Source organism: Bradyrhizobium sp. URHC0002, from assembly GCF_054059515.1.
In genome coordinates this window covers 4,773,650-4,793,804 of record NZ_JBSSCF010000001.1, presented here as the reverse complement: position 1 = coordinate 4,793,804, position 20,155 = coordinate 4,773,650, and the positions used below count along the sequence as shown (strand labels likewise).

Sequence of the window (20,155 nt, the reverse complement as noted above, 5' to 3'; positions counted from 1 at the left end):
AGCGACTAGTCTGAATAGTCCGTTCAGAAACCCCGGAAGTCGACGCAGTGATAGATATGCCGTGCCTGTCCATAAACGTTCGACCTGAAGGCCAGGCCGAATTTTCTCCATTGATACTCGTGCTCGATCACAGAATGCTTCAACTCCTCCCAAATGATCACGCGTGCCGCCGATTACGAGAACTCTCATGGAACCAAGCCCCTTTATCGATCATTGACAGAAGAATTCCAAAACAAACGATCTCTGCGTGCATCGTCTCAGAGCTGATTGCTCAATAAAGGTCTATGGCTGCTAAAGCTTAGTGCAACGCCGATGTTGACGCCCGATGAGCGCGTTGATATCAAAATTTTAACCATAACTATTCTTTGCTTTCACTCGAATGGTGAAATTTTGAGCCCGATAGATCTGCTGGAAAAAGTACGCGTTTTCGATGACCGCAAAGACGGCGTAGATTGGCTGAATTCCATCGGTTCCAGGCCAGCAATTGTCTCGTTTTTGAACGCTCACGCGGTCAACCTTAGTAGTAAGGACCATTCATTCCATAGCGCCTTGTTAGCTTCAGAAGTTTTGCTGCGAGATGGCGTCGGTCTCGAAGTGATGATGCATGCCGCTGGATTGCGGCCAGGCATCAACACCAATGGCACTGATCTCATTCCCCGGCTCCTGCAATCTCGGCCCGGAGCGAGAGTTGCGGTTATTGGAACCGAAGAGCCGTGGCTTTCGGCAGCTTGCGCGCGCATTGAGCAGAGTGGTGCAACAGTCGTCGTTCGTATCGACGGGTTCCAGCCGATGGAAACCTACGTGGAGAAGATCCAGGGAACCACTCTGGACCTTATTGTTCTAGGTATGGGAATGCCGAAGCAGGAGCTTCTTGCTGCTAGGCTGATCAAGCATCTAGATCAGCGCGCGTGTTTGATTTTGAATGGCGGAGCTATACTCGATTTTCTTGCCGACCGCTTTCCGCGCGCGCCAGACTCTTTGAGACGGCTTCGCTTGGAATGGATGTTCAGGCTGCTTATGGAACCTCAGAGATTGTGGCGGCGATACATTCTAGGCGGTTTGATTTTCTCGATGAAGATAGTCCAAGTCGCGTGGATCTGCCGAAGGGGCGGCAGGGTCTGGGCCCACGGCGCTCTCGATGTCGCAAACGACAACGCCAAATATGCTGAGCGTGCGCCTACCAAGAAGGCTATCGTATCAAATTGAGAAGTTCGGAGGGCCATGCGGAATGTGCGATGTCAACAAACGTACCCAGCGCTAGTTCGGGTAGTTCTATACAATCCGTTCAGGTCATGCGCGGGTTGGCCGCCATCAGCGTAGTGGCCTTTCATACCAGCCTGATCATGGCTCATCCCCAGTATGGCGGGTTACATGCATTCGAATGGATCACGAGTCGCGGATGGTTTGGCGTCAACTTCTTTTTCGTACTGAGCGGCTTCATCATTTTTTTTGCGCATGCAAAGGACATCGGTAGACCCGGGAAATTGACGGCTTATCTCGGGCGACGCTTTTCGCGCGTGTACCCGGTGTACTGGGTATTCCTGACGCTATTCATTATTGCGGCGCTCGCCGGTGTCGGCAAGATCGACTTCGTCATCTCCTGGGGCGACCTTCTATCTTCCTACACGCTTCTTCGATGGGTGAAAGACCCGTCGTTGCCGTTGAAGGTCGCTTGGACGCTTTTCTTTGAGGTTCTATTCTACTGCATCTTCGCATTCTCGATTTTAAATCGAGCTGTGGGGATCTCAGTATTCGCCTGCTGGTTTGCCGCAATCATGGTGTCTTCCTTCGTGCTGCACAGCCTTGAAATGGGCTGGATGAGCATGTGGAACATCAATTTCTTTTTCGGTATGCTGGCGTATCTTGCGTACCGGCGCTTCCCGAATTGGTCAGGGTTGCCCGTCGCGGCGCTCGGCGTCGGCCTGCTTGTCGCGCTCGCTCCAAGAGCAGCATACGACTCCATCGAAGCGCAGCAAGCTTTGCCCTGGGATTTATTGGTCCTGGGGATTCCGTTCTTCCTGATCCTTCTCGGGTTTGCGCTCGCCGAGCAAAGGTACAAGTTTATCCCGACAAAGCACCTGTTGTTGATCGGCGAAGCATCTTACGCAATCTATCTTGTTCATTCGGCCGCAATCTCGCTGCTGTGTCAGACATTGCTCCGATTTCAGATCGGACAATCATCACCCAATGTCATCTTCTGTTTTATCTTTGCAGCCGCCACGATTGCCGGCCTGCTAGCGCATCTCTTGATTGAGCGTCCCTTGACGCGGCTCGTTCGCAATAATCGTTTTCAAGGTTCCCGGCTATCTCCTGGATTCAGGTGATGTGTCTCGCCGATAACTGGTTGGCTTCCGCAATCCCTTGTGTCTTGACTATATCCGTATCCGTCAAAGGCAGATTAAAGCGACGCAGCAAAGCATGGGCCTAGTTCGAAAAATTCACCACCTCCAAACGCTTCGTGCGATCGCGGCTTCGCTCGTCGTTGCTGATCATGCTTTGGAGTATTCGATACGCCGGCAGATGTTGGGTGAAGATTGTTTGGCATTAGCGTGGGCATTGGGGTGGGTCGGCGTGGCCGTCTTCTTCGTCATCAGCGGACTTATCATGGTCCGGAGCTCATACAATTCTTTTGGCGATTTTGAGCAGGCGCGCAGATTTGGGACTCGAAGAATCCTGAGGATCGTACCGCTTTACTGGTTAGTGTTGCTGGTTTTCCTGATGATACTGCTGGCGCGAACTAATGCCGTCGACCTCGTGGATCTCGTCAAGAGCCTGCTTTTTATTCCATATCAATCGCCAGGATTGTCTGGCATGAGACCGATCGCAAGCCAGGGATGGACCTTGAACTACGAGATGATGTTCTATGCTATATTCACACTGTCTTTGACGCTCAAACGGATCTGGGGGCTTGCCTTCATTTTTGCCGTCCTGACGGGATTGGTGGGCTACCATCTAGTCTCTTGGCCAGCAACTCCTTATTCTGATCCAACAACTCCCCTTCAATTCTGGACCGATCCTATCATCCTCCTCTTTGCTCTGGGAATGGTCGTTGGGCTCCTGGAGCAGCGCGCCCAACGCTGGCATTCGTTTCCTTATCCCGTCGTTTTTTCCCTTTTTCTTATTATCTCGTCTGTGTGTGTGTTCGTTTCGCTCGGCGGGAGTTTTCCATTGCAGATTCCTTGGCAAGCCTTCTTCGCAGTGATTGCTATGTGTGTTGTATACGCGTGTACCAGCGGTACCGGCACCGCTGTCAGCAGGGCTGGTCGGATGCTCGAGAATGCAGGTGATGCTTCCTACAGCACTTACCTTATCCACCCGATCGTTTTGATGATTTTCGTGATGGGCTGGGTCGCATTGCCGCGCTGGATGCAAGATCCTATCGTCTTCGTGGTTATCTCCATCCTGCTATGCAATTTCGCTGGGTATTTTTTCAACATCTCAATTGAACGGCCCCTCGGCGAAAAGCTTCGTAAATTTGCGGAAGGCGAGAGGATGCTGGCCAAGCGCGCCCAACCTATAGTTTGAAAATGAAGCGCTCACGATCAGCGGGCCCGTGTGGCATCTTTAACACAGGCGTGCTAGGCTTAGGCGGGGTTGGAAGGCACCCGAGAGATACCGATTTAGGCCTGGTTATGACGACGAAATGGGGGCTAGTGTTCCGAAACTTTCGGCGAAGGGCGTAAAATGGATACAGGTCAATTTGATCGAATGATCGGCCAGCACACGATGGGTTTGCTCCGGCTAGTTCGGCGCAATATCTTTCTATTTGCCGCCATATCGATCTCCTTTTTCGTCGCCCTTTTGTCCGGCATCTTCGCCCTGGAACCAAGATACGAAGGCATTGCGCTCGTTTTCGCCGGCCAAAGCAACGCGCAGGATGCGAACGGGACACCACAAAAGGTCTCCGCAAAAGGAGCGTCTCTCGTTCGGATAGCCGAAAGCGATGAGGTCATCCATGCTGCCATCAATGCGATCGGATTGGACAAACTCTTTGCCGAGACGCCGACGATGCCGATTTCCATTTTTGGCAATTTAAGACAGCTCTTCGTGGCTGAAGATGCTGCTAACCCTGCCCCCACCGATACGATTGATGCGGCTTCATTCCTGCTCAGAAATGGTCTCTCCGTCCAGTCGGAACCCAACAGCGACGTGCTGCGTATCTCATTTCGGGATCGTCGACCGGCCGTGGCGGCCATGTTCGCAAATGCAATAGCTCGTTCGCTGATTGATCGCTATCTGGAACTATATAGCAGCCACGGTGCGTCGGAATTCTTTACTCGTCAGAAGCAGAGATTTGATGATCAGCTGAATGAGGCGGCATCGGCCGTAAACTATTTTGCGGAGCAAACTCAAACCTACTCAGCCGAAGATCAGCGCAAGTTGCTCCTGCAGCGTCAAAGCGACTTGCTGAATGTGATGGCCAACACGCGTGGATTGATCGCGCAAAAGAACGGCGAACGTCAAGACTTAGTCGCTCAGCTGGAAAAGCTGGCTCCTGTCACGCGTTCTCCGTATCTTTCGTCCTTGGTTGACAGCTTCAGAACGGATCGCTCGCCAAACGCGCCGACGCCGCCGTCCGCAACGGACAAGAAGGAACCGCCTCGCTTGAGTTTCGGGGCCAGCGAAACTCCTCCCCTTCTTATGATTCAGGTCTATCAGCAATCGATGGTCAACCTTTTCAAGATAACCGCGGAGCTTGCCGGTGCACAGAGCCTTGAGAAACAGCAGGCGGCGGAAGCTGCAGCGTTAACCGACCAATTAAACAGAATGTCCGACAATGAGCGGGAGTTTTTGCTCAGGCGACGCGCCCTCGATCAGGCGGTCGCCAATTCAGATCTTTATTCGCGCAGGATGGTAGAAGAACAGATCAATGCTGAACTCTCGGCCGCCAAGATTTCGCCGTTGAAGGTTCTGCAATTGGCAACCGTCCCGATCCGACCGGTATTCCCGAAATATCCTCTGGCAATTGCGTCGGCGGCACTCGCCGCGCTTTTGTTCGGGTTCGTTGGCACGCTTCTCGTGGGTAGAACAGATCGCGGACCGAGGCCTTCAGGCACGAATGTTGGTCGTCCCCTCGCGCCTGGCACTTCCGATGATTTCAGCCTGGCTTCTTTGGATCGCGTGCGAGGCAGAGTTTCTTGAACCCGCCGCCCGCACGACGTTTCGAGGAACGTTCTCCCCTCAGGCATCAATGGGTTTTATGCGCCGCATTGTTCGTGGCTTGGATCGGATTCAGCCCGGTTTTTATCTTTGGCGAAGGCGACGTCCAGTTCACAAACCTTGAGTCCGGAGGCGGCGACTTTGCCAAGCAATGCGCCTTTGCTTCGCTTTTTGCTATTGTCATGTGGTGGGAGTGGCGCGAAGAGGGGATCGGATTTCTAGGCAAATTGCCGGTTTGGCTGGCTGTCGTTCTGTTGTGGTGCTCGGCGAGCGTGGTCTGGGCAGTTGATCCAGTGATCGCTGTCAGACGTGTCATGTTGTTGGTCATGGTCACAGTTTCCATATCGCTTGTTGTTCAACGCATGAAATCCGAAGAATTCCTAAATGCACTCTTCATAATCTCGATCGTGATTCTCTTCCTCGATTGGATTGCACTGTTCGTGTCTCCTGACGGCGTTCACACGGCGGCAGGGGCCGACCCGGAACTGGCGGGAGATTGGAGAGGCGCACATATTCACAAAAACGAGACGGGTGCTTTCGCCGCTATTGCCACCATAGTGTTCGTTGACAGAGCAATACGTGACCGATCGTTTCTCATCTGCCCAATTCTCGCGTTGCTGTCGGTCTGCCTACTAATCGGGACCGGATCGAAGACGTCACTTGGCCTGCTGTTCGTTGCGTTCACGTTCGGAGTTCTTGCTACAACGACATGGAGATATCGTCGATTTCGACTGGTAGTCTGCTCCGTAGCTATCGTCGGCATTCTCATGGCATTAAACTTCTACAGTCGCGAGATATCCGATATTTTGAGCAAGCTGGACGATCCTGGCGCCCTTACCGGTCGAACTCAGATATGGTCTATCGCCTCATCGTATTTTATCGATCACCCGTTTTTCGGAGCTGGTTACGGATCGTTCTGGGGAATCGGAAAGGCCAGCCCGGTTTTTCAATACGCAGACGGCTGGGTGGCTGAGCAGATTGATCACACGCACAATGGTTATCTTAATATTGCCCTTCAGGTCGGCTCTGCAGGTCTTGTGCTGGCAGTCATCGCTGCAGTGCTGGCGCCAGCGACAGAGCTCTTTTCCGCCGCCCGCTTTGGCAGAGAACGAACTGTTCTTGCTGCCCTGTTGTTCTTCATAGTCCTCCGTGACTTTCTCGAGGACACGATCGTCGATCGCTCGAACCCATGTTGGATAGTCCTTGTTGGCGTTGTGTCTATCGTAAACCGGGAAACCGTCGCCGACGCTTTCCGAGCCATGCAGGCGCGCTACCGCAACTTTGCTGTTTCCGCGACTGGTAATTCATAGTGCGGAAGGTTGCATCACCTGGTGTATGTGACGCTGATCGACTGAAAACGCGCGGAGGCTGAATTCTTTATTGGCTCCACGCCTGTCGCCATTCCATTGAAATATTCTTCACCGTTCAGGTAAACCTGCCCATGGCGATGCGGATGTAGAAATTTGGAAAAGCATCCAGCGAAAGCCTCGAGGTACCTGTTTCGAGCGCAACCGCGAGCCGCTCGAGTGCGAGAATATCCAAGGATACCGGTTCGACCGCTTCATTGTGATTGCCGGAATGCAGCGCTGAAATCGGAGTAGCCGTCGACCCCACGTACAAATGGCCTCGCCTCGATGACGAAATGCTTTTGCCGGTTTCGACGATCCAGGGTCGATGCTATCGTCAATACAAGTTTCCTATGATCCAAGGCTAGGTCGCTTTTCAGCGATGATCAGTTGCGACACGCCAAGAGCCCGAACGATCGGAACGTGCTCCGCGATCGAAAAGCACTTCCGGAACAGAGGCAGCATCGTTGCAACACCTCTAGGTTGATAGCCACTGTTGTTTTCGAGGGTCTGCCATACGAAGCTTTGTGAGAGAACCTTGAAGCCGGAGTTGGACACGAGATCGCGCAACTCGTGAGGCCAGTAGTTTCGTGCCCAAGGCTCGAGCGATGATGGCAGAAAGCTTAGAGGAAGGTAGGGCAATAGGAAGGTCTTCAGCGCTCCCGTACCTTGGCCCGTCTTCTTGGAGATGAAGCCGTGCGTTTCGAAAGGATGGAAGCGATTGGGGGTGAAGAGAAAAAGTCTACCGTCGGCGTTCAGGACGCGGCGAAGTTCGGATAAGGTGCCGTGCTCGTCGGGAACATGCTCCAAAACCTCGTTGCAGAGAATGGCATCGAAGGTCTTGTCTTCGTAGTCCAGCCGGACGAGATCTCCTTGCCGGACGCGAGAATCCCCGGGATGGGCCTTCTTCCAACTCTCAACTTTGTCCGCATCAAATTCGACGCCTTCGGCGCGCGCACCCTGCGCGCAAAGATACTCGACGTACCCCCCGCCGCCGCAGCCCGCGTCTAAAATTCTGGCATCAGGAAGCCGAATATGTTTGGCGATAAGAGCAACTCGCTTTGCAACTGTGAGCGGTTTTACAACATCACTTCCACCCGGCGCGACCTGCATGGCCTTGAAATTCCTCTGCCAATTCTTCGTGCGACAACGATGCGACACAACCGGCCGCCGAGCAACTGAAAATTTCTGGTAAAATCAATGCACGTTCCGAGGGGGAACCTCGGCGAGGTTTTTCAACGTCGCGTTTCGGCCGCAAAGAGGTGACGACAAGGGAGGACTTTTAGTTGCGCACTGCTGGCGTTCGTTTCCACACCTCGTCAGTCGCTTCTGTGCTAGCCTTTTGGCAAGTTAAAGCCTTAAGCCGATTTCTCGGACGCCTTCAAGTGATGCTCCAACATAGCAGTGGGATGCGCTAACACTTCGCGATCAATTTCGTTCCCGATGGCGGAACGATTTCCCACCTGCTGCGTAATTTCCATCGGGGCAATAGCGTCGGAGAAGTGCGGTGCCCGCCCGACAAATCAAAATCACCACTGACGATGTCATGGACAACGTTTGTCTCTGCCTGAAAGTTACAAGCCTCTACACGCGCGTCGTCTTAGGCATGATTGTCGCATTTACGTGAAGCCACCGCTCGGCTTCCTCTTCCATTTGCTTTACAGACGGCATCCGCCAACCCGCGATCCGCTCTTTTAGCTAGAACTACAGGAAGAAAGAAGAGTCGGCCGAACATCGGCCGAACGACGGGTTCACTACGTGTTCATAGGCCGTGGGGTGGGGATCGCCCGGTATTGCCCTATCGCCTAGGTTGCGGAACACTCAGCCTGCTTCCGAGGGGCTGACGAATTTCAAAAATGACTAGTCTTACAAATTGGCCGTTGCACGTCGCCCTACTGCAAGCAGCAGTTGCCACTTTTTCCCGAACCCTATTAGAATGGTCAAAAAATGGCGCCGCAGGCCTATGGCCGGATGGGAGGATGGGAGGATGGGAGGATGCTAGGCCCCATCGACATACTTTGCGAAAGACAATACTGCGGCGAAAGAGCGCGCTGAGCATCTTCTTGGAGACACGCGATTGAGCTCTGGCAAAGCGACGAGTTGCTGGAGAGTGATTTGATCCAATGCAATAGCGGCCACCAGCCGAAGCCGGGGTTTGTCGTCATGGAAATTCAGCCGAAAAAAGAGGCGCGCACCGAGCTAAGCCATAGCCAGATCGTCGCGCCGCAGCGCGAGTCGATCCTTACTGCCGTGGAAATACAGCCAGAAAAAGAAGATCCGCGCGGGATCAAATTTCTCGCGTTTGAATCATGGGTCAGGACGCTCTTGGGCAGAATCAGTGTCGGCAGGACTGAAGAGGAAGATATTGTACGCGACTCTATCCGGCGGATTGGCGCGGCTGATCCGGCAAACGTTCAAATGATCGCTGCTGCGCAGATGGAGTTACCCGCCGTTGCCCTCCAGCAGCGGCGGGCTTTTTGTGAGTTGCGTTATTGCCAAAGCGTACACAGCAGACCATGCCGGGGTTCATTAAACCCCAGCTTGCGACCTTGAAGTCCAAAGCGCCGAAGGGCGAGCAGTGGCTTCACCAAATCAAGTTCGACGGCTATCGCGTCCAGGACCACAGCAACAGGGGCAGATGGCGCGATTCCTGCAAGTTTATCCGAAACGGAGCGCGCGCGATTGTCACAGCCGAATTGGCGAACGACGTTGAAGCAGTGAACAATAGGCTGCGGTTATGCAAAGGCCGACCGCATAAGGAATGGCGGTGGGAGTCCGAGCGGCGCAGCCGGAGATAGTGAGCAGTAGGCTGAAGGTAGCGATGCCCGAACGCGAGGAAAAGGTTGCCACTTTTTCCCGCGGAGAAGCTTCCAAGGGAACGTTTGGTTCTCGTGGATGTTGGGCAGCGTCGCACTCAAGCGATGGGGAACCTTTTGTGATGCCGATTTGGTCAAAAGAGAAGACCGTCGTTGCGGAAGCCATTTCGTTCGGACCCGCATCCTGGCCAATTCCGTTCTGGGGCGTCGAGCCTTTGGTATTTGCTCTAGATTGCTTCATTATCGTGGGTTCGAGCATTCTCAGCGGGTTCGCATACCACCGATGGGCGCTCGGCAGCAGCGGCGATCTCGAAACGTCGCTCGCTGTTGGTCTGCTGGTTGCCGGGAATTTCACGACCATTCTGGCATCCCGCGGCAGCTACAAGCCACTCAATCTGATCTCGCTCCCGGGACGCATCCAGGAAACGACTGCGATCTGGCTTATCGTCTTCTCGCTTCTCCTCGCGGTCGTGTTCTCGCTCAAGGTCGGTGCCAATCTTTCACGCGGCGCCACGGCGACCTTCATGGTTGTCGGATTGACGTTACTGATCAGTTGGCGCGCGGTATTAAGCTCGTATCTGGCAAAGGCCCTCGCACGCGGAAGTTTTGCAGAACGTCGAGTGGTTCTCATCGGGGAACCCGACGAAATCGACACTTCGGAGGGCCTCCGTCGGCTGCGCCGGTGCGGCTATCGACCGATCGAAAGCTTCCCCGTTCTGGAGACCGACTTTGAGGCCGACAAGGAGATGTCGCCTCGGCTTCTCAGCGTGCTGGATCAAGTCATCCGCACGGCACAATCCGGCAGGGTGGAAGAGATACTGCTGGCGATACGCTGGGATCAGCGCCGCCTGGTCGATGCCATCGTCACGGCGCTGCGGGTCGTCCCGATCCCGATCCGTCTGGCGCCCGATCGCACGATTGCAGGACTGCTCGACAAACCCAGAACAGAGATCGGCTCGACGTGGGTCGTCGATCTGCACCGCGGTCCGCTGACCTGGAGCGAATGCGCCATCAAGCGAGCGTTCGATTTTACATTTGCCAGTCTGGCGTTGGTCATATTGGCGCCAACCATGCTAATCGCCGCCATCATGATCGGGCTCGACTCGCGTGGGCCTGTCTTTTTCTCGCAGCTTCGCAATGGGTTCAACACCAAGGAATTCTGGATCTTCAAATTCCGAACGATGACGGTCATGGAGGAGGGGCCGGACGTAAAACAGGCGACCCGCAATGATAAACGGGTCACGCGCGTCGGCCGCTGGCTGCGCCGGTCGAGCATCGATGAGCTTCCGCAATTCCTCAATGTCCTGCGGGGGGAGATGTCGCTGGTCGGCCCGCGGCCGCATGCGACGATCCACAACAACGAATACGAAAAGCTGATCTGGAAATATGCTTTCCGCCATCACGTGAAACCGGGCATTACCGGCTGGGCTCAGATCAACGGATTGCGAGGAGAAACCGCCACGATAGACTTGATGGAGAAGCGCGTTGAGCTCGACCTCTGGTACATAAATAATTGGAGCCTGTGGCTCGACATCAAGATACTCCTGAAGACGTTTACGACCGTGATTGGGCAGAAGGAGGCCTATTGATCTTTCGTTTTCGCGGACTTGCCGAAGCCCAAGTAAGCGTGCCGGCTTGATCGGCCGCCCTGCGGCTAGTGACCACAGGCGTCGCTTTGGAACAGTGCGAAGCTGCGGTTAGGCCTCCAGGCCCTCAGAGGAGCAGAAGAACGAGAGACAGTCAGTTTGATCGGCAGCGACAAGGTCGAGGGCACTTCGGTCTTTGGAGCGGATGAAACGCCGATCGGTTCGATCGAGCGCGTCATGATTGACAAGCGATCCGGCAAAGTCTCGTACGCGGTGCTAAGCTTTGGCGGGTTTCTCGGTATCGGAGACGATCATCACCCCTACCGTGGGAGTCGCTCAAGTATGACACCAATATTGGCGGCTACCGCACCGGCATTACCGAGAAGCAGCTGCAAGGCGCGCCGAAGTACCGCAGCGACAACGATTGGAGTTGGGAAGATCGAACACGGGGCTGCCCTGCCGTTCGCCTGCAGTGCGACGTTACCGCGTTTGGCGGATGCACGGTGCCCGCGGTGGCGCACCGGCTGGAAAAAGAACGGGGCGACGAGGAGCTTGGGTGAGCAACGCGACCGACAGCGATCAACGAGGTGTTGCCGTTGTGATTGCTAGGGCCAAGATGATCAAGGCTGAGTGAGTGGGGCTGCCGAAGGGGCATTACATCGACGGCCCCTGCCGACCGCTAGGAGTCAGGAGACTGTCATATAGAATACGCGAGGCTGATCGATCGAAAGCGAGCCGAGCCGGATTTCTTTATCGGTTCGACGCCAGTTGCCAACCCGTTGAAATACTCTTCGCCGGTAAGATAGACCTGCCCGGTTTTTCGATTCATCGACCGGAGCCAACTTAGGAGCGCCCTGACGTCGATGGTCGAGGCTAACTGGTCTGATCCGTCACTCGGACAAAATAGGTAGTAAGGCGTTTTGAAGAAATTCGACTGCTGACGGGTAACTGCCCATTTGATGGGAGAGCTACGGCCAACGGCCGACGATTCATAGACTCCCAGCGATTGCAAGCTGCTCATGAAACGCTTCGCAGCCGATGTCGCATGGAGAAAAACCTGAATTTCACAGAGCATTGTAGCTTCAGTTGACGAGTCGGAGGAATACAGAAAGAAATCCAGAGTTACATTTGCGCTATCTGACGGCGCCTCGTACTCGATATCGACCTCATGAAGCAAAGACGATATGGCGTTGATCTTGCTTGAAACAACGGGAACGGGTGTGATCGTATTAAGATAATTGCCGTAATCGATCCCGTTCCAGCTTTTTACTCGATCGTCCGCATCGTCGGGCCAATTCCATTTCAGCAACGTCTTTTGCGGGAATGTAGCAGGAAAGACTGTTACGGTTTGATGTCGATCAGCGGCCGGATCGTTCACAGCTTGAAACGCCAAGAACTGTCCGGAGGAATAGTCCTGCTTGCTCGTCCCCCTGACATCGGTCAGCACGACTTCCGCCGGACGCAGCCCACCGGTATCCCGAGGGGACGCCTCTGCGAGCGCGGCAGCCGGGCGCCCCAGAAATAGACCTGCGCCGGCCGTCAGGATCAGAGATCGTCTATTAAGCAACTGATGCACTTGTAGGTTCCTTGAATGACGCCTTAATCTATTTCGATCGTAACTATCAATCCCGCGGCTGCAAATTCGGTTGCGCCCGTTGTGTTTCAATCCTCTGATTCAACGCTCGCGCAGTAAGGTCTCTACCAGCTTTGCCAATCGGCACGGCTGAAATTTATCGGGTTGCCTTACAGATCGGAGATCGGAATGGTCTACTCACTTCAGATATTGCGCGCACTTAGCGCGATCTCGGTTCTCATATATCACGTGTTGGTAAATCAGTACGGGGAACTACCGGCGGTGCGCGTTTTCAGCGCAGGCATCGTGGTGTTTTTCATCATCAGCGGCTATATCATCGCCCGTTCTACGGAGAAAACGTCGGATCCTCTGCTGTTCTTCGTGCGACGCGTCCTCAGGATTTATCCGGTCTGGTGGGCGGCGCTCGCCATGTGGCTGCTGGGCGAACAATTAATTCTGGGCCAGACGGCAACTGTCAGTCAGATGGCTCTGTCAGGCGCTCTCGTGTTTTTCTGGAACGACCAATATCAAGCATACGTTCCATCTTATCATATCGGCTGGACGCTGTGCTATGAGATGACTTTCTACGCAATTTGGTGTACAAGCCTAGCTCTTGCCAAGCGCATCCTGGTAGAGCCGACGTTCTTGGCCGGCGCATTCATTATTGCTCTTGTTGCAACCGCAGCCATCTTGAGTCGGACCACACCAGCAGCGCATTGGATGAAGCCCTACGGAACGCCGCTCATGCTCGATTTCCTGGCCGGTGTGGCCCTTCGCTGGATAGAAAAGCGAGACCTGCTCAACTTCAGGACAGAATTGGCGCGACGCGGATTTGCTGCCTCATGCGCCGTGGGTGCATTGTTAGGCTTCGCAGCCGTCGCATTTGGCGTGCTGCCTTACTGGTCTGCAGCCATTCCTTCAGTGCTCCTGTTTATGGCTTTTCTTCAAGGCAACTTCGCCAGCGATTCAGCCGGTAATCAAGCGGGGCTGTATCTAGGTGATGCATCATATTCGATATATCTGTTTCACGCGCTTCTCCTGGATCTCGCGTTCGTACATAGCGGGATGCTTCATCTCGGTGATCGGAATTTTACGTATGCAATTCTGGCGTTCTGCGCGTGTCTGGTTTTCTCACTGTGCATGTATCATTTGATGGAGAAGCCCAGCACTTCTCTGGGCCGCCTTCTCACCGCGAGATTGAGCCGGCCTCCATCAACCAAGGGCGCCGGACCCTGCGCCACAGCGTCCAGACGTTGAAAGGTTTCGACCGCGTCCTCGGCAGGGACCGATCGCATTGGCCCGCGGTCGGTTTCAACACACTTCTGGCTAGCAACAGATCCTTCGGCTTGTAGAATTGGGACTGAGAACTACTGATAAAGTGATGGCCAAGCCCTCCAAGGGTGATGCGCATTTGAGAACGTTCGTCATTTGGCTGACCGGCATATCAGCTTCCGCTATCATCGGAGGGCGGTATAGGCGGTTAAGGATGGGGCTGGACGGGAGCGCCCGCCAGTTCACGGTGGCGGGCCATTTCGTTCTCATGTCTTGGTTTGGTATCCATTTTGGGCGTTGGCCCCTATTGGCTTAATTTGATTTCGCAGTGGCCTGTCTTGAAAAGGGACTTAGTTTAGCGGGCGATTGAACCGGCCATGCCGTCGCCCTGCACCATCAGGTAAAATGTTCCTGTCGCTGCGCCACCGTGCTGGCATCCTCCTCAGCCTGCAGCTTGTGCATCATCCTCTCCCCGCTTCGCCCTCGGAAGGCGCATTCCCATCCGTCTGGTCAGCAAGCTACCCTCCAGGACGTAGTACCCGATCGTTATTTGACCGGCCGGACCAACGAACCGCATCCATACGACTATATGCAATTCGGCGACCGCCGGTTTAACCTTTTGTCTTTGGCTCCGTTGTCTTGGGGCCTCCGCGATCGCGCCTGATTACTGTAAGAAGCGGTTGGCCATTCTGGGTTTGCAAACTCCAGTTCAGATCTACGGTGCCGGCTCGTTGTGAAAATGCACCGTATTTTGCGGCGTTGGTCGCGAGTTCATGGAAAACCAGTCCGAACGGGGTTGCCAACTCAGCAGGCAGGAACAACGGTTCGGCCGTGATCCTTACGCGGTCAGGATTACCGCCGACGTGTGGCTCGAATTGCTTGCGCGCCAGCGTGGCGAGATCGCGCCCCTCCAGTCGGCGTCCACCAGCAAAGAATGGGCCGCGGCGAGCGCTGCGATACGACCATCCAGGCTGTCGGTGAATTCTTCATAGGATTTGCTGAAGCCCCGCGTTTGGTGCGATCGACTGTACGACTGTAAGCGCGTTTTTGACGCGGTGTGTTAGTTCGCCAAGCAGCAGTTTCTGTTGCCTCTCCCACGCTTTGCGCTCGGTCACCTCCCGCGTGCTCTCAAGCGCGATCTGTTGGCCTCCGACAGTCTCTAGATGATGCGGCTTTCTACCGTCAATTCCTGACCGTCTTTGGTCTTGTGCCTCCGTAAGGGCGTTAATAAGAAGGCTTCTGCTGCGTAGGGCGGATGTACCCCTAAAGGGATCCCGGCGTGCAGGTCGCCCGGCCCCTCGCTCGCTACAAACGAAAAGGCCCGAACAGCGCTCGGGACCTTTTCTTGCTCTGAACTCTTCGAAACGCGCACGAACGTTATTGGAACGATCTCACAGCACATTTCTTTTCTTCGGAATGAGAGGCACGTGAAATGGCTAGAAGTCGGACGTTTTGCTGCGGCGTTGTCTTCGCCATCGCGACCTTCTATCCCCCGATATCGCCGGCGCAAACGCAGGTTGATGACGAGGCCCGGTCGGTGACCGCAGGCTGCCATGAAGCAATTAGAAGCCCAGGACAGCAGTCCTTTGACGCGGGCATGTGTCTCGGCATCATCAAAGGCCTTCACTATCTCAGCCGGGACGTATGCATTCCGCCTGCAACGAGCCTCGCGGAAATCGCAGACATCGTCTCAAGATATGTCGACAGCCACAAAGGCAATACACAGGATGACTTCCGCGAAACGTCGCTGGAAGCAATGCGATCTGCTTGGCCCTGCGGTCGAAGACGCGGCATTTAATTGTGGCCCGTCCAGAGGGGTCACGGCCCGGCGGAATCTTCCTGACTCTCCCGGGCGCCAATCCGGATTGTCCCATCCGTAAGGGGGCCGCTGCAGCTTCGGGTCCCGACACAGCCTGCCGCCGAAAGTTCCGAAACCTCGTCTATGTGCCCGACCTTCACATCGACCATAAAGTTGAAAACGCGGGATTTCGATAAGCCCCGGCGCAGCCGCGCCGACCGCCGTCGCGCCCACTGCCGCCGCACCGGCCCAGCGGTAGCCGTAGCCGAAGCGCCCACCGCGCACAGCGACAGCGCCGACCCCGGTATCCGCGAGCCGCGACCGCGCCCCGCGGTAGCCTCCTGCTCGCACGGCACCGCCGCCGTGGAAACCTCGCGGGATTGCGATCGGAGATGTTGCGACGTCACTCCGCAACTTTAATTTTGTTGATCTGCCCGAGGGACCAAACCGCCGGCGATGGACTCGGCGCCTGCTGTGATGAACTCTTATTTCGCCTAAACGCCGTCGATGCTGAAGCAAGAGATTTCGGCTCTGATCCGGATTGCTCACATCCTTACATAGGCGGTAGCATTCATCGCCGGGTCGGTAGCTGAGCAACATTGCTCATGACTTGCGCCGCAATCGCCAGCTTAGCGCTGGAACCAAGCTACTCGCATCCACGTTGGCAATCGTGCGGTTCAGATAATTTGTTGCCGATTTGGCCGCGATCCTGAGGAATTAACATGTGAGGAATTAACATGTCAGCTCAGATCATCAAGTTATCCGACCGCCGCAGGACGCGTCCCACGCCATCTTTAAGCTTGATAGACTTGCCGCTTTCGGTTTTCGCTGCATACACCGACATAAGCCTCGCTGTCTATCTGTCGGTGGTCAAGGCTGCTGAGCACGGTTTGAAGGCAGCTTGGGCGCTTGGAAACGTTGCGCCAGATTTACATCGGCGAAAATGCGGACCATATTTTTCCTGTTGGTAGGTCTGGAATGTCCGGCTTGCCGGCGCGGCCTGACGGACGAGTTGCTCCAGGCATTTTATCCCGCCCCTGAACGCCGTCCGCGCCTTTGCCACCCGACGTTGTTGGGACTCATTCCGGATCGGTCCGGATTTGCATTTTGCTAGCTCGCCGCTGCCCTGTGGCGAGACCAGGGCATCGAGCCGCTCCAAGCGGACTCATCTTGTCCCGTGCAACCACCATTCTTTGCATTAGTAAAACACTGTCAGGCGAAACTCGTCGGCTTCGGCGGGTGCGCCGTTTTTGGGTGATGATCGTGAAGTATCGTGGCCACTTCGGTTCTATTTGGTCTCTACAGGGAGAGCCGTTTCAAACAGCAACTGTTGAACCTCTTTCGGGAGCTGAGACCAGAGTTTAAAAGTGGCTTGGCCCAAAAGGGGTTGAACTTCGATCGGTGTCACTTTTCTTCCCTTCTCAAAGTCTCCAGCATGTCTCTCGCGTGCTGGCATAGCTACCTAACCGACGGACAGGCCAAAGTTTCCTGAGACCTTGCTTAAGCCCGCTTCAACTTCCGCATCTCATGGGTTCGTTGGTTGTGCCACGCGAGTGGTGTGGCTACGGACATAAGCATCGTGGTGCGCTGCTCAGCCGGAGCGCTTAGGTGGCAAAGAAACGGCCGCCCGGAGCCGGCTAAGTTCTTGGTCTTCTCGCTTGCTTATTTTTTTTAAGGCGTCAGCGGCATCCCGCGCTGCATCCTTCACCGATAACAGCAGACGTCGCGCCATGGCCGTGTGCGCCAAACTCAGAAGTCGTCGTGTGCAAGACCGGCGCTTGTTCTCCGAGGAACCTCCTCAACTCCTCTGACGGTGTTTAGAAAGCCATACTTCGCCCCGTCGGGACTGGCTGAACAAAAGCGCTCGCTAACCACGCGCGCATATGCGCCGGGAACGTTTTCTGCGAACCGTGATTGATCCAGGCGCCGCGAGCATCAAGCGCGGCGCAACCCGAAGGCCCCCAGTCATCGTCACAGCTGGCTGGGGGTCAGTCGGCGCCGCCGCCCCGCTCTGCCCTGGATGGCCATCAGAGTACGTTCGAGAGTCTCTTCCGCCCTCTTGCGTTCGGATATGTCCCGGGTGATTTTGGCGAAGCCGATAAGCACCCCTCGCTGCGATATCGGCCAGATCACCGTGGTGATCGAGCACGTGTTCGCAGCAAACTCCGATGCAAATTTTTTTGATATCGAATTGGCGTTTCGCGACGCCGCCTGCGCTGCCTACTGATCGCCGGCCCTAGCAAAGCGTTGCACGTGGTCACCGGCGGTCTGTCGGCGATGCTGGCGGCGCTCACCGCGGCCGAAAGGTCGTCGCTAGAAACCGGGCATCGGCTGGTTCCTTGATCAACAAGTAGGCGTGCGTCGCCTCAAATGGCGGCAGGCGTTGCGCGCACTTGGTGCTATCCTCGCCGCCATGCTCACCGCTGGCCAGCGCCACCAACTATTGCGCGCCGATCGCAGCCGCGATGCCGGCGTGATCCGCCGCAGCATCGCCGAGGTGCTGGCGGCGAACCCGGAAACCAGTTTGCTTGAAATCGAGACGGCGCTGCGCGATGGCGCGGCGCAGGCCTATTTGATCGCCAGCGGCGCTGGCCTCTCGATCGTGTTTGGCCTCTCGGCCTGGCGCGCCGCGCTCGTTGCGGGCGGCATGACACCAGCAGCAAACCGCGCGATGCTGACGGCGCGGTGAACTCCGTTCCGATATAGGTTGCTGCCAGGCTGCCGCAGGAAAGTGTCCGGTTCCGGGCGGTTCGGTGCCGGTTCGTTTCAATGAATTGATCCTAGACAAAGACGGTATTCCTTCGGCGTGGGCCGCCTTGTCTGACGTGGCGGGAAGGTGAAGACATAGGCGTATGACTGGTCATACGCCTATGTTGTCGCGCGGCTCGATGTGATTTCGTCGGGGGCGCGGCGCCGTTGGGCGCTGGATGAGAAGCAACGGATCGTGGCAGAGAGTCAACGCGCCGTTAAATCCAGCGTTCCTACCGTTGATGAGCTGTCACGAATGGCAGACCGCTGTCGAGGCACTGATGTTGGTGGTCGAACTCCGCGGGCACACGATGATGGCGCGCATCGGCGTCATGCGAGCGCTGAACCGTCATGTCGAGCAATTCCGACCGAAAGACCACCATTGGGACAAGCGCAAGCTGAAGACAGATCAGTGATAACCTTGGCGAAATTTCTTTACCGTGCAGTTCCACTTGCGCAGGAACCCGGCGCGTTGCTCAAAACTTCGTCTTGTCTCGTTGCATCCGTTTCGATTCACTTCCTGCAGGCCATTGCGAGCGACATCGGCCATGGACATAGGCTACCCTTGCTCCATACCCTGTTCGCCCCCGTCGTCTCTCTCCAAGTTGCGGCGGGGGCGACCTCCTCAGGCAATCCCCAACGGTTGATAGTTGAGCGGGCGATTGAAGTCCGTGCTTGGGCATCCAACACGGCGTCGGCCCGTTCAAGCGCGATGCTAGCCCGAGTTTTGGTTGCATCGACGCGTTGATTAGTTTGTTTAAAAGGAGAATTGAATCTACCAAGCGCGGTCTACCAAAGCGCTTAGCCAGCATGCTCTTTATCACGCTCCTCGCGGGCCTTTAGCTCTTGGGCAATTTGATCCACGGAAGTTTCTCCGGCTAGCTCGTCTTCCGGGTAGTCTTCGGCGTCTCCAATATCCAGTCTTTCTGCTATTTTCTGCAATATGCGAAGCGAGCGGGTAGCTTCCCGTTCCGCGAGCAGGTTTATTTGAAGTTCGAGGTGGTCGCGCCGTTCGAGTGTCTGGTCAACCAAGTTCTGGCGTATCAATACGCATGAAGTGAGAAGCACGGCTTCGAGAGCAAGGACGGTGGCTAGCAGCGGAAACGGATAATCATCCAACGGTTTCGGTAGAGACAGGTTGAATGCAACCCAACAGACCACGGCGAGGCACTGCAAGACAATGAAGTGCGAGGTGCCTACGAAGCCTCCAATTGTGTGGAAAATGCGATGGTGAAGCGCGAGCTTCTGTTCCTCCTGCTTTTCAAGACGCAGGATGGCGTCTATGTTTTCCGCGGCGCCCGCTCCGTTTTCGCCTTTCATGGCCATTGTCAACTTGAGACCTGTTCGGCGGCACGCCGTGCTGATTTCCGCGTCCTGCTGAGCGTTTCTTTTCCTGTCTTCTCAGCGTGGGCACGTGCTTCACACTTGGTCCGCAAGTCTTCTATCTCGTCATCGGTAAGATGTTCGATTCCTACGAGCGAATTGCGGGCTGCGCTCACCCGAATGAGCTCGTCGAGTTTGACCTGAATAGCGGCGCTATCCCGGTTCTGAGAGTTTTGAATCAGAAACACCATCAGAAACGTGACGATGGTCGTTCCGGTGTTAATGACCAACTGCCATGTATCGGAAAACCGGAACAGGGGCCCACTAATGGCCCAAGCTACGATGACGCTCGCAGCCAGCAGGAAGGTCGATGCCCGGCCCGCTGCTAGCGAGGTGCGGTTGGCGAGATCGCCAAAGAATTGTGCGGCGCCCGAAGGCTCCTTCTTTTTCTTTTCGTTGCTCAAGACGACCTCCCCAGGAACATGCGGGAAACCGACAAGAACGGTGAAAGTTCCGCGTCCCGGGAACTAACC

At 55.5% G+C, this 20,155-nt stretch carries 17 protein-coding genes and 2 pseudogenes; 13 read left to right on the top strand and 6 right to left on the bottom strand.

The genetic code is table 11. The annotated features are described in order from the left end of the window. The first annotated feature begins 312 nt into the window (after positions 1-312). The 5 genes from ACVWVY_RS23190 to ACVWVY_RS23170 all read left to right on the top strand — a co-directional run bounded on the left by ACVWVY_RS23190 (position 313) and on the right by ACVWVY_RS23170 (position 6,470). Positions 313-1,206: a WecB/TagA/CpsF family glycosyltransferase gene (locus ACVWVY_RS23190; protein ID WP_456628557.1), complete on the top strand. Its 894-nt coding sequence runs from the start codon at positions 313-315 to the stop codon at positions 1,204-1,206. Positions 1,207-1,235: 29 nt separating this feature from the next. Further along, positions 1,236-2,324 carry an acyltransferase family protein gene (locus ACVWVY_RS23185; protein ID WP_456628556.1) on the top strand — a complete coding sequence of 363 codons (1,089 nt, stop codon included), beginning with the start codon at positions 1,236-1,238 and terminating at the stop codon, positions 2,322-2,324. A gap of 94 nt (positions 2,325-2,418) precedes the next feature. Continuing rightward, the gene (locus ACVWVY_RS23180) at positions 2,419-3,525 is read left to right on the top strand and encodes an acyltransferase family protein (protein ID WP_456628555.1); all 1,107 of its coding nucleotides are present in this window, start codon (positions 2,419-2,421) and stop codon (positions 3,523-3,525) included. Positions 3,526-3,684: 159 nt separating this feature from the next. After that, positions 3,685-5,142 (top strand): hypothetical protein, encoded by a 1,458-nt coding sequence (locus ACVWVY_RS23175; protein WP_456628554.1) that lies wholly within the window; start codon positions 3,685-3,687, stop codon positions 5,140-5,142. Continuing rightward, entirely contained in the window at positions 5,139-6,470 is a 1,332-nt protein-coding gene (locus tag ACVWVY_RS23170; RefSeq protein WP_456628553.1) for an O-antigen ligase family protein, read from the top strand. The genes ACVWVY_RS23175 and ACVWVY_RS23170 overlap by 4 nt, the downstream gene beginning before the upstream one ends. A gap of 387 nt (positions 6,471-6,857) precedes the next feature. Here ACVWVY_RS23170 and ACVWVY_RS23165 read toward each other — a convergent pair whose 3' ends face one another. Beyond that, a complete protein-coding gene (locus ACVWVY_RS23165; protein ID WP_456628552.1) occupies positions 6,858-7,619 on the bottom strand; it encodes a class I SAM-dependent methyltransferase in 762 nt (253 codons plus the stop codon). 1,002 nt (positions 7,620-8,621) lie between these two features. On the opposite strand from ACVWVY_RS23165, the gene ACVWVY_RS23160 reads away from it, so the two are divergent. The 3 genes and pseudogenes from ACVWVY_RS23160 to ACVWVY_RS23150 all read left to right on the top strand — a co-directional run bounded on the left by ACVWVY_RS23160 (position 8,622) and on the right by ACVWVY_RS23150 (position 11,468). Beyond that, positions 8,622-9,059 (top strand): hypothetical protein, encoded by a 438-nt coding sequence (locus ACVWVY_RS23160; protein WP_456628551.1) that lies wholly within the window; start codon positions 8,622-8,624, stop codon positions 9,057-9,059. Positions 9,060-9,327: 268 nt separating this feature from the next. Next, on the top strand, positions 9,328-10,911 hold the full coding sequence (locus tag ACVWVY_RS23155; RefSeq protein WP_456628550.1) for an undecaprenyl-phosphate glucose phosphotransferase: 1,584 nt from the start codon (positions 9,328-9,330) through the stop codon (positions 10,909-10,911). Between the two features lie 102 nt (positions 10,912-11,013). Then, a pseudogene (locus ACVWVY_RS23150) lies at positions 11,014-11,468 on the top strand (PRC-barrel domain-containing protein). A gap of 137 nt (positions 11,469-11,605) precedes the next feature. Here the strand turns inward: ACVWVY_RS23150 and ACVWVY_RS23145 are convergent. Continuing rightward, positions 11,606-12,484 (bottom strand): hypothetical protein, encoded by an 879-nt coding sequence (locus ACVWVY_RS23145; RefSeq protein WP_456628549.1) that lies wholly within the window; start codon positions 12,482-12,484, stop codon positions 11,606-11,608. Positions 12,485-12,670: 186 nt separating this feature from the next. Between ACVWVY_RS23145 and ACVWVY_RS23140 the strand changes: the two genes are divergently transcribed. Next, on the top strand, positions 12,671-13,738 hold the full coding sequence (locus tag ACVWVY_RS23140) for an acyltransferase family protein (protein ID WP_456628548.1): 1,068 nt from the start codon (positions 12,671-12,673) through the stop codon (positions 13,736-13,738). A gap of 853 nt (positions 13,739-14,591) precedes the next feature. Here the strand turns inward: ACVWVY_RS23140 and ACVWVY_RS23135 are convergent. Both ACVWVY_RS23135 and ACVWVY_RS23130 read right to left on the bottom strand, forming a co-directional pair. After that, positions 14,592-14,868, bottom strand: a pseudogene (locus ACVWVY_RS23135) (HWE histidine kinase domain-containing protein). Positions 14,869-14,912: 44 nt separating this feature from the next. Next, a complete protein-coding gene (locus tag ACVWVY_RS23130) occupies positions 14,913-15,380 on the bottom strand; it encodes a hypothetical protein (RefSeq protein ID WP_456632494.1) in 468 nt (155 codons plus the stop codon). On the opposite strand from ACVWVY_RS23130, the gene ACVWVY_RS23125 reads away from it, so the two are divergent. From ACVWVY_RS23125 to ACVWVY_RS23110, 4 genes are all read left to right on the top strand, one after another. Further along, positions 15,351-15,551 carry a Rap1a/Tai family immunity protein gene (locus ACVWVY_RS23125; RefSeq protein WP_456632291.1) on the top strand — a complete coding sequence of 67 codons (201 nt, stop codon included), beginning with the start codon at positions 15,351-15,353 and terminating at the stop codon, positions 15,549-15,551. The two genes, ACVWVY_RS23130 and ACVWVY_RS23125, sit on opposite strands and share 30 nt — an antisense overlap. A 2,071-nt stretch (positions 15,552-17,622) precedes the next feature. Then, entirely contained in the window at positions 17,623-17,778 is a 156-nt protein-coding gene (locus ACVWVY_RS23120; protein WP_456628547.1) for a hypothetical protein, read from the top strand. Between the two features lie 129 nt (positions 17,779-17,907). Continuing rightward, positions 17,908-18,240, top strand: a complete 333-nt coding sequence (locus ACVWVY_RS23115; protein ID WP_456628546.1) for a hypothetical protein — start codon at positions 17,908-17,910, stop codon at positions 18,238-18,240. A gap of 340 nt (positions 18,241-18,580) precedes the next feature. After that, positions 18,581-18,715: a hypothetical protein gene (locus ACVWVY_RS23110; protein WP_456628545.1), complete on the top strand. Its 135-nt coding sequence runs from the start codon at positions 18,581-18,583 to the stop codon at positions 18,713-18,715. 385 nt (positions 18,716-19,100) lie between these two features. Here the strand turns inward: ACVWVY_RS23110 and ACVWVY_RS23105 are convergent, their stop codons facing one another. Beyond that, the gene (locus ACVWVY_RS23105; protein WP_456628544.1) at positions 19,101-19,625 is read right to left on the bottom strand and encodes a DUF1003 domain-containing protein; all 525 of its coding nucleotides are present in this window, start codon (positions 19,623-19,625) and stop codon (positions 19,101-19,103) included. 2 nt (positions 19,626-19,627) lie between these two features. Then, entirely contained in the window at positions 19,628-20,086 is a 459-nt protein-coding gene (locus ACVWVY_RS23100; protein WP_456628543.1) for a low affinity iron permease family protein, read from the bottom strand. Positions 20,087-20,155 lie beyond the last annotated feature (69 nt).

Coding starts and splice junctions, on each gene's coding strand:
- ACVWVY_RS23120 (WP_456628547.1), top strand. CDS start 17,623: ATGTCCCGGGTGATTTTGGCGAAGCCGATAAGCACCCCTCGCTGCGAT.
- ACVWVY_RS23125 (WP_456632291.1), top strand. CDS start 15,351: ATGTGTCTCGGCATCATCAAAGGCCTTCACTATCTCAGCCGGGACGTA.
- ACVWVY_RS23105 (WP_456628544.1), bottom strand. CDS start 19,625: ATGGCCATGAAAGGCGAAAACGGAGCGGGCGCCGCGGAAAACATAGAC.
- ACVWVY_RS23185 (WP_456628556.1), top strand. CDS start 1,236: ATGTCAACAAACGTACCCAGCGCTAGTTCGGGTAGTTCTATACAATCC.
- ACVWVY_RS23165 (WP_456628552.1), bottom strand. CDS start 7,619: ATGCAGGTCGCGCCGGGTGGAAGTGATGTTGTAAAACCGCTCACAGTT.
- ACVWVY_RS23110 (WP_456628545.1), top strand. CDS start 18,581: ATGTTGGTGGTCGAACTCCGCGGGCACACGATGATGGCGCGCATCGGC.
- ACVWVY_RS23155 (WP_456628550.1), top strand. CDS start 9,328: ATGCCCGAACGCGAGGAAAAGGTTGCCACTTTTTCCCGCGGAGAAGCT.
- ACVWVY_RS23180 (WP_456628555.1), top strand. CDS start 2,419: ATGGGCCTAGTTCGAAAAATTCACCACCTCCAAACGCTTCGTGCGATC.
- ACVWVY_RS23140 (WP_456628548.1), top strand. CDS start 12,671: ATGGTCTACTCACTTCAGATATTGCGCGCACTTAGCGCGATCTCGGTT.
- ACVWVY_RS23190 (WP_456628557.1), top strand. CDS start 313: ATGTTGACGCCCGATGAGCGCGTTGATATCAAAATTTTAACCATAACT.
- ACVWVY_RS23175 (WP_456628554.1), top strand. CDS start 3,685: ATGGATACAGGTCAATTTGATCGAATGATCGGCCAGCACACGATGGGT.